General features: G+C 39.1%; 3 protein-coding genes. 2 read left to right on the plus strand and 1 reads right to left on the minus strand.

All coding sequences use genetic code 11. The annotated features are described in order from the left end of the window. Positions 1-150, minus strand: a 150-nt coding sequence (locus GX437_04700; GenBank protein ID NLJ06952.1) for an IS5/IS1182 family transposase, incomplete at its 3' end; no start/stop codon positions are given. 250 nt (positions 151-400) lie between these two features. Here GX437_04700 and GX437_04705 point away from each other — a divergent pair. Both GX437_04705 and GX437_04710 read left to right on the plus strand, forming a co-directional pair. Then, entirely contained in the window at positions 401-1,873 is a 1,473-nt protein-coding gene (locus GX437_04705; protein NLJ06953.1) for a hypothetical protein, read from the plus strand. Beyond that, a complete protein-coding gene (locus tag GX437_04710; GenBank protein ID NLJ06954.1) occupies positions 1,873-2,460 on the plus strand; it encodes a phosphoribosylglycinamide formyltransferase in 588 nt (195 codons plus the stop codon). Before GX437_04705 ends, GX437_04710 begins: the two co-directional genes overlap by 1 nt. Positions 2,461-2,524 lie beyond the last annotated feature (64 nt).

The raw sequence follows: 2,524 nt of genomic DNA on the forward strand, positions 1-2,524 counted from the left end.
CCGTTTCCCCCGGTTATAGTTTTTTAAAATCACTTTTTCAATTTCTTCCCAGTCGATAAGTTTATCGATTTTTTCAAGAAAACTGACTTTAATATTTCGTTTTGAAACAGCTATATCAGCAAATCCAAGTTTGCCCTTTTTTTGAAACATGGCTTGTTTATTTGGCTGGCAATTTAACAATTTTATAAAAACTGAAAACCATTATTTTCTCATTAACCGGAATAATTCTGAAAAATTTTGAAGGTTTCAGGTTGTTAAACTATTGAAAATGAAAGCAGATAATGACTGTGATGACAAGCAGATGATCTGTTTTATCATTTACTTCCGGCAGAATGCCCACTTTGATCTGAAAACATTCTCTCTCAGTATTTGAATGATCGGGTTTTATTACCTTTGCTTCATGAAAATAACTGGTTTATCGGGACTTTTTATTCTGATTTTGCTGTTATCAACCTGTTATGATAATCCTTTCGGACAATTGCTTGAAAATAAGCCTCCTGAAACATATTGTATAACTGATACCATTATCCGTCCCGGTCCTGACCGTTATTCGACTACTATCCGTGTGGCATGGTGGGGCGATGACCCTGATGGCTATCTTACTGGTTTTGAGCTATCAAAAGATAAAAAAAACTGGTCTTTTACTGCAAAATACGACAGCATTTTTACTGTTGAAATTCCTGCAGGTACCGACACTTTCGACTTCCTGCTCTATATAAGGGCGGTTGATAACAATGGCTTGAAAGACCCGACTCCTGCTTTTATTTACATTCCGGTCAAAAATTCTCCTCCTGAGGTCAGCTTTGTTTATCCTTCCGGTTTTCCTGCCCGTAATCCCGAATCTTCTTTCCCTGTTTTGCGTTTTTCATGGGAGGCATCAGACCCCGATGGAGCCGACAATATTTCTTTTTTTGAAGTCGCTTTGAATGATACCGCCAATGGCTTTCTGAAAATAGATAAATCTTTCTCTACTATCATTATCAGGGCAGACGACTGGTTGTCAAACACTCCGGATGCTACAGTTTTTCAGGGGAATAATCTCGTTAAACATGATTCCAGACTTAAAGGATTAGTTCTTAATGATAGTAATCAGTTAATTATCAGGGCAATAGACAAGGTCAATGAAAAATCGAAGATGGTTTATTCCAATAAGATTTTTGTCAGAAAACCTACATCTCCGATTTTACTGGTTAATGCTTACAACTCCTCCATTTCTGCAAGAGAAGATTTTTATACCAGCAACCTGAACCTTTGCGGAATAAACAATTATGACATTCTCAGAATCAATGAGATAAAAGGAGATCACTATACGCAGCTTTCCCCTGATAATACCACACAGAGCTTTGTGTTCGGTTTGTTTAAATTCATTATCTGGTTCGGAAAAGATATAGATTACTCGATGTCGATGGCACAAAAAACCACAGAGCCGTTTTTTAATAAAGGTGGCAGGATGTTTCTTGCAGTCGAAATAGCTTCTTCTATTGATGAACAGGCGGGTTATCTCGATTTTTCCCCGATAGATTCACTGGTGAGCCTTCCGGCAGGAGCCAATAATTTTCGCATCGAAACGGATTCGTTGATAGAGCCTGTCGTTAGTGGCTGGCCGGTACTGAAATCGACTAAAATTTCCAATGCAAGGCCTTTTTATGAAGAAGCAGGCGCAGCTGTTCTCTACAATGCCCGTCTGGTCAAAACAGGAGTCTCCGGCAAAGCTCCATGGACAGGAAAATCAACGGTCATGGCAAAAAAGGTTAATCAGCAGGGGAAAACGGTGTTTATTATCTCCTCTGTCGAACTTCATAACCTGAATGGCAATAACAATATGACGGATTTATTTACCAAACTCTTTAAAGACGAACTGGAAATCAAATAATGACGCAGCACCGCATAGCCATATTTGCCTCCGGAAGTGGCACCAATGCTGAAAATATTGCCGTTTTCTTTAAAAACCATCCGGAAATAAAAGTGGTGCTGACGCTGACCAACAATCCGCAGGCCGGAGTGATTAACAGAATGAAAAAACTCAGGATACCATGCCTTGTTTTTTCGGGAAGTGATTTGTATTATTCCGGCAATGTCATGAAAATTCTCAAGGATCACCGGATTGATTTTATTGTTTTAGCGGGATTTTTACTAAAAATACCTTCCTCTCTGCTGCAGGCATTTCCGTGGAAAATAGTCAATATTCATCCTGCCCTGTTGCCAAAGTACGGAGGAAAAGGCATGTATGGTATGAATGTTCACGAAGCTGTTAAGGCGGCAGGGGAGAAGCAAACCGGTATTACTATTCATTACCTGAATGAAAACTATGACGAAGGGCAGATCATTTTTCAGGCCGTCTGTGAAATAAACCCTGAAACCGACACAGCTGAAAGCATTGCTGAAAAGGTTCATCAGCTTGAATATCAGTACTATCCGAAAATAATTGAGAAAATTTTAACAGAAATTAATAGCAAGTGAAACTTAAACTGAACAAACCCATTGCTTTTATTGACCTTGAAACAACCGGGCTGAATATCAGCAC

The sequence above is a fragment of the Sphingobacteriales bacterium genome (genome assembly GCA_012517435.1).
Lineage (GTDB): Bacteria > Bacteroidota > Bacteroidia > CAILMK01 > JAAYUY01 > JAAYUY01.

Coding starts and splice junctions, on each gene's coding strand:
- GX437_04705 (NLJ06953.1), top strand. CDS start 401: ATGAAAATAACTGGTTTATCGGGACTTTTTATTCTGATTTTGCTGTTA.
- GX437_04710 (NLJ06954.1), top strand. CDS start 1,873: ATGACGCAGCACCGCATAGCCATATTTGCCTCCGGAAGTGGCACCAAT.